A 5,793-nucleotide genomic window follows, 5' to 3' on the forward strand; every position below is an offset into this window, starting at 1 on the left:
ATATGGCACTGAATGGCTTCACGCCGATGCAGCATATTCAGCGCATGAACTGATTCTACTTATCACCTCCGTTAAAAATGGGGGGATTACCTTTTTGCCATCAGCCCGTACAGAAAATCCCTATGGGGACAATGGAGCCAATAGCGGCCCATGTGAGTTATCGGTGTTCTGATTATCCAGGACTAAACGAATTGCGCGCTGATGAACTTCAGGGGGAAACCGGTCATGTTTTGCCATCCTGCTGACCTCTTTCAAAGAGGGGCATCTTCAGAATTGCCGGAGCACTTATACTGAAATCCCCGGTTATATCCGGGGATTTGTAAGGGTCTAAATGTTGCTACAGATTATGAAACTTGATGCAGCTCCAGGCCCTGTTGTACCAGCAGTTCAACGTTACTGTCGGCATGCTGATAAACCTCATAGTGAACACCACCCGCCGTAACCTGACCGGCGTCCTGCCAGGTGTTATGCGCAAGGTCTTCAACTTTCAGTTCAACTACATCGCCGGCATCACCGGTCACCGCAAGTTGCTTGTGGCCATCCTGCATAAACAGGTTGTCATGAGCATCATTGATGATATCGTTCAGCGTGAGCTGAAGGGTATTCTGGCTGTGATCGGAGATATCTGTTGCAAGTAAGTTATTCGTATCATTCACCTGCGCAAGAGTGGCAGGTCCGGCAATGTTCACCACAAAATCACCGGCCTCGGTGCTGATATTTCCGGCTGCATCTGTTGCTGCTACGCTAAAATTGTGCAGTCCATCGCTGCGTTCAGATGTTTCGAAAGCCCAGAATCCTCCATCGCTTGCCAGGGTTGAACCAATCAATACATCATTGTCGTAAATCATCACAATGCTGCCAGCTTCGGCGTCAGAACCCAGAAGGAAAGGGGTGGAGTCATCAGTAACGTCACCGGAATTCAAATAGTGACCATGTTCTCCGTTCAGGCCTAAATTGTCGAAAATGCTGAAGGTTGGCTCTGTCGGTGGTGTGCTGTCATTGGAGAAATCAATGTTCACCACAAAATCAACGGATTCACCGCTGGTTTTGCCGATAACATTCGTTGCAGTCGCTGTGAAGATGTGCTCACCTTCGTCTTGTACCGGCGGAATGAAACTCCAATTTCCGTCGCTGTTAGCGGTTGCGGACCCAATCAGAACACCGTTGTCGAGAATCTTGACGATAGAGCCCGCATCAGCGCTGCCGCTCAGTTTTGGCATGGTGTCCTCGGTGCTTACGCCCGACATGCCATAGCCTTGATCTTCACCCACATTGTCATAAACATTTTCAATAACCGGTGCAGCAGGCGTTGCTTCAATGTTCAACACAAAACCATTGGACTCATCACTGGTGTTGCCCGCAGCATTCGTTGCCGTTACGCTAATGCTGTGCAGCCCATCGCTGCTGTCAGGCATTTCGAAAACCCAACCGCCCGCGCTGCTTGCTGTGACTGACCCAATCAGAACATGATTGTCGAAAATCTTTACGATACTGCCAGCTTCGGCATTAGAACCCAAAAGCATGGGCGTAGAATCATCAGTAGCGTCACCGGGATTAAGATAGTGACCTCTTTCTCCATTCAGCGATAAATTATCAAAAATGCCAAAGGTTGGCACCGCTGGTGTTGTGGTATCAGATACGGCAGCGTTCACCATAAAGTCACTGGTGTTTATGCTTTTTTCTTTATTATCAGAATCAGACATGGTGTCCATTTCTCCATAGTTATATTCTGTAGGTTCAGAATCAGAAATAAATTATATCTCCGACACTGCGAGAACTGATAATGAATAACAATATTCATTATCAGTTCTCGCAGTGTAGGTCGAGTATTCTTTGATGGGAAAGTCTTAAAAATAAAAATCAGTAGCCAGAAAAATAAAATCGCGGCATTTAATACAGCGCACATGCGACTTTGTCACGACCAATACAAATCAACGGAGGTGTAATTTTATTTAATATCACGACGTTTTCTGAATAATAGCGAGAATCGTTTGCGTATAGCACGAACACCTCCCTATTACTGGGATCAGTGCGTGATTTGATGACGATACCGACTGAAAATTGGCGCTTATACCCCCCATATCGGATGCTTCCCTCTGAAAGCAGCAACCTACCTTATATAATCATTAAATGTCACAGATTATTTTTTTAATTATCAGAGAATCACTTCCATACCTGACGGTAAATATGAGCCATCTTCATTCGCGATGATAGACCGGGGATATTTTTACTTTTATTCAGATAGATATTTAAAACTATCTATTTGTTTCTGGTTGCCGCAAGATGGATTTGTATCTTACGAACCCTCCCAGACAACTCCATCCTGAACCCTTAAAAATAATTGACGTGTGGCTCTGCAGTTCTATACCATAAACTAATGACTCCATGAACACTATGTTTAACATTGGAGCAGGTCAATTACGGCAACTGCACCAAAACGAGTGTAAGGGTAGTGTGATGATGAGAACTATCTGCCCAGATAAATAGCGGGTAAAGCGTTAAGATGGAGAATAGTGAATATATAACTCACAACTTGCTCCTGGTAAGACATGTATTGACCCGCTACTGGCAATACCTACTCCCGTTACAAACGGTATCCCGCCACTAACAAAACCGTTTGGTTTATATAATTGATAAGCATACCTTACGTAAGATATTTCGATTAACCGGCTGACCTGCTTTCAGAATTAAATATAACCCTCAGTTTGTAATGAAGACATTACTAACATCACGGTGTATTAATCAACGGGGGGTCACCAAATTTAGCGCTAAAATCATCTAAAAAAGCCACTCATCGTGAGTAATGCTGGTCACTTAAGGTGACCAGCAGTTTTTTTGTCGGCGTATTTTCTGATTTTTACCCTCAGTTCTCTGGGGTAACTTCGCTCTCTTCTCCCCGGTAAAACCAGCCATTTCGCCTTCTCATACAACGTTCTTAGCTCCCCTGGCATCTTACCCGGTGAAGCCCACGGCAACGTTATCAGCAGCCGTGTTATTTCACTTATTGCGCCACTGAAGCTCAGCTGATACGGCAGATAGTCGCCTTTCAGTTCGAACGCCATCCTTACCATCTGGTATCTCACCAGGTTGTAGGTCAGCAGCACTCCCCACAACTCCTGCCTTACCAGCTCCGGCAGCCTGCTGCGCAGCGTCCACCGGCTGTCCAGCAGGCCCTGTTTCGCTTCCCGGTAACCCAGCTCTATTTCCCATCGATGTCTGTATAACTCACTGATACTGTTACCCGGATAACGGTTAGGGTATGTCAGCGAGGTCAGTACCTGCCGTTCTTTTCCGTCCACATTCCGGGTCAGCAGTCTCGCCGTTATTTCTGCCGGCAGCGCCGGCCATTGCTTCCGCGCCTGCGGGCTCGTTTTCAACTGAACCAGCTCGTCACCCTGCCCCAGCTTACGCACCACCTCATACCGGGTATTCTTTTTCAGCGGTAACAGCCAGTGCCGTTTCTCTCCGGATGTCTGCCAGTGATGCAGGAGGCCCAGTGAGTAAAATCCTTTATCGAACAGGGTGATACTGTTGTCCGGCGTTTTCTCTGTCAGCCGGGCGGCCAGCCGCATTTCGCTGACGCTCTCGCTGTCAAAAGCGCTGGCGTTTATCAGATGGCTGCTCAGTTCCATCAGACAGACCATCCGGACCTGTGGATAGCCATCCTCGCCATACTGGCTGCTGTGTTTACTGAAGACGGCACTGTTTTCCGGGGTATCGGCTGTACGCCAGACCACGCCATCCACGGCAAACAGATTCAGGCCGTGCCACTGTGGGTGTGATGCCTGCTGGTTCCAGTGCTGCTGTGTGATGTCGAACAGCGCCCGGACAGCATCCTCCCCGAGCGTTTTTCGTCTCTGGATAACTGAGCTGCGGGCAGTGAAAGGTGCGCCGGTACGATCGGTGATATCCATCAGATTGACGATTTCGGTCATGGGGCGATTGCAGAAGATGGACATGCCCACAACAAGCCAAATCATAGATTCAAGAGGGAGTTTACGTTTGCGCAGCGTGACGGTGTCAGTCAGCGTCAGAGCTTTCTGGATAAGGTCAGCAGGAATGAGGTCAGAAAGGCTTCGGGCGTGCTCTGGTGAGGTAACATTGATAATGCCGAGGGCTTGTGAAAGTTCCATTTAAAAAGGGTCCATGATGAACATGAACCCTTTTTACACCAGCCACCGGATCGTTCAACCGATCCTTAAACGATCGGCATTACTCACGATGAATGGCTTTTTTAGATGATTTTAGCGCTAAATTTGGTGATCCCCCGTTGATTAATACACCGTGATGTTAGTAATGTCTTCATTACAAACTGAGGGTTATATTTAATCCTGAAGGCAGGCCAGCCGGTTAATCGAAATATCTTGCGTAAGGTATGCTTATCAATTATATAAACCAAACGGTTTTGTGATAAACGATAGATTAAAGAGCGGTTTTATCATGAATAGATTGATGCAGGAAATGTATGACGAATTGGATGGAATTAAACGTGACCCGTATATAAATCGGGAGGATAGGGAGCGAGGAGAGCAAAGAGTCAATGGCGTTATTATCAGTTATAAGCAGAATGAGCTTATGCAGGTAATGAACAGCGTTGCCAGTAAGTATATGAAGTGGAGTTTGGCAAAGGATAAGTTTATTAGTGAGGTTGTTTCCTACTCCAATGATATTACATCTAAAATTAATACGAATGAAATAACCCAAGATCAAGCAATGAGATTATTAGACCAGGAAATCGAAAACCTAAGAAAGCAGGATGAAGTCTTAACAAGAAAACAGTATCGGCAAGCGATAGTAGTTAAATCTGTAGTAAAAAAAGTCTCTAAAGGAAAAAATGGCAAAGATACTATTGATGTTGACTTAATTGTTGCCGGTGTAGGTTTTGTTAGTGGCGGGATACAGTTTGTAACGGGGGTAGGTGTTGCCAGTAGCGGTGCTGGTGCACCTTTTGGTGGATTGCTCATTGCTCATGGTATAAATAATATCGTTGAGAATGGATACTTCCTTCTTTATCGGGAAAGTTATACTGGCCCACTTAAATTTATTTATGAAGGTGTTGGGGCTTTGTTAGGCATAAATGCAAAGGATGCTGATGTTATTTATACATTCGTTGACTTGAGTTTGTCAATCAATGGGTTGCTTGGCCTACGATTAGAAGAAGATGCAATGAGGCTTTATCGCTATATTGACACTGATCTGCTCTGGGGATTGAAAGAGATGGGTGTTAAATTAATGTCAAGAAATGAACTGTATTTCGAATTCCTGGGCAGTGCAAACACCATTGCAGGTCAATACATGTCTTACTAGGAGCAAGTTGTGAGTTATATATATTCGTTCTTTTCTATCATTGGTCTTGTTGTTTTATATCTTACAAATAGACGATTGACATCGTCTTATTACCCTTTGCATATTTTTTTTGGAGTTGTGATTTCCTTCTTGTTTGTACTTTTTCATATGATAGTTTTGCGAGTTCATGTGATCCCTATTTTAGGAATACCCATTTCAGAAGAAGATGATTTTATGTATTATGGCCCGCTAATATATGCCTTCTTTTGTATTGTTGTCAGTATGTTGGCTCACGGGAAAGGTAGGAAGTGAGTTATATATTCACTACTCTCCATCTTAACGCTCTACCTGTTATTTATTGGGTAGAAAGTTCTCATCATCACACTACTCTGAAGTGGTCAACAAAAACTGGCCACAGTTTTAGAGTTTTTCCAGAACAATCGCTCTGATTCATTGGGTGTTAAGCCACCGTTATATTGGTGGGGTCTGAGCTGGCTGTAATAACCA

3 protein-coding genes are annotated in these 5,793 nt (G+C 45.0%); 1 reads left to right on the forward strand and 2 read right to left on the reverse strand.

All coding sequences use genetic code 11. The annotated features are described in order from the left end of the window. Window positions 1-344 precede the first annotated feature (344 nt). Window positions 345-1,703, reverse strand: a complete 1,359-nt coding sequence (locus ACG0Z5_RS23610) for an Ig-like domain-containing protein (RefSeq protein WP_394451573.1) — start codon at window positions 1,701-1,703, stop codon at window positions 345-347. Between the two features lie 1,107 nt (window positions 1,704-2,810). Then, entirely contained in the window at window positions 2,811-4,133 is a 1,323-nt protein-coding gene (locus tag ACG0Z5_RS23615) for an IS4 family transposase (RefSeq protein WP_394451575.1), read from the reverse strand. 307 nt (window positions 4,134-4,440) lie between these two features. On the opposite strand from ACG0Z5_RS23615, the gene ACG0Z5_RS23620 reads away from it, so the two are divergent. Next, window positions 4,441-5,307 (forward strand): DUF4225 domain-containing protein, encoded by an 867-nt coding sequence (locus tag ACG0Z5_RS23620; protein WP_394451577.1) that lies wholly within the window; start codon window positions 4,441-4,443, stop codon window positions 5,305-5,307. Window positions 5,308-5,793: the final 486 nt, after the last annotated feature.

This window comes from Scandinavium sp. M-37 (assembly GCF_043558715.1).
Lineage (GTDB): Bacteria > Pseudomonadota > Gammaproteobacteria > Enterobacterales > Enterobacteriaceae > Scandinavium > Scandinavium vulneris_A.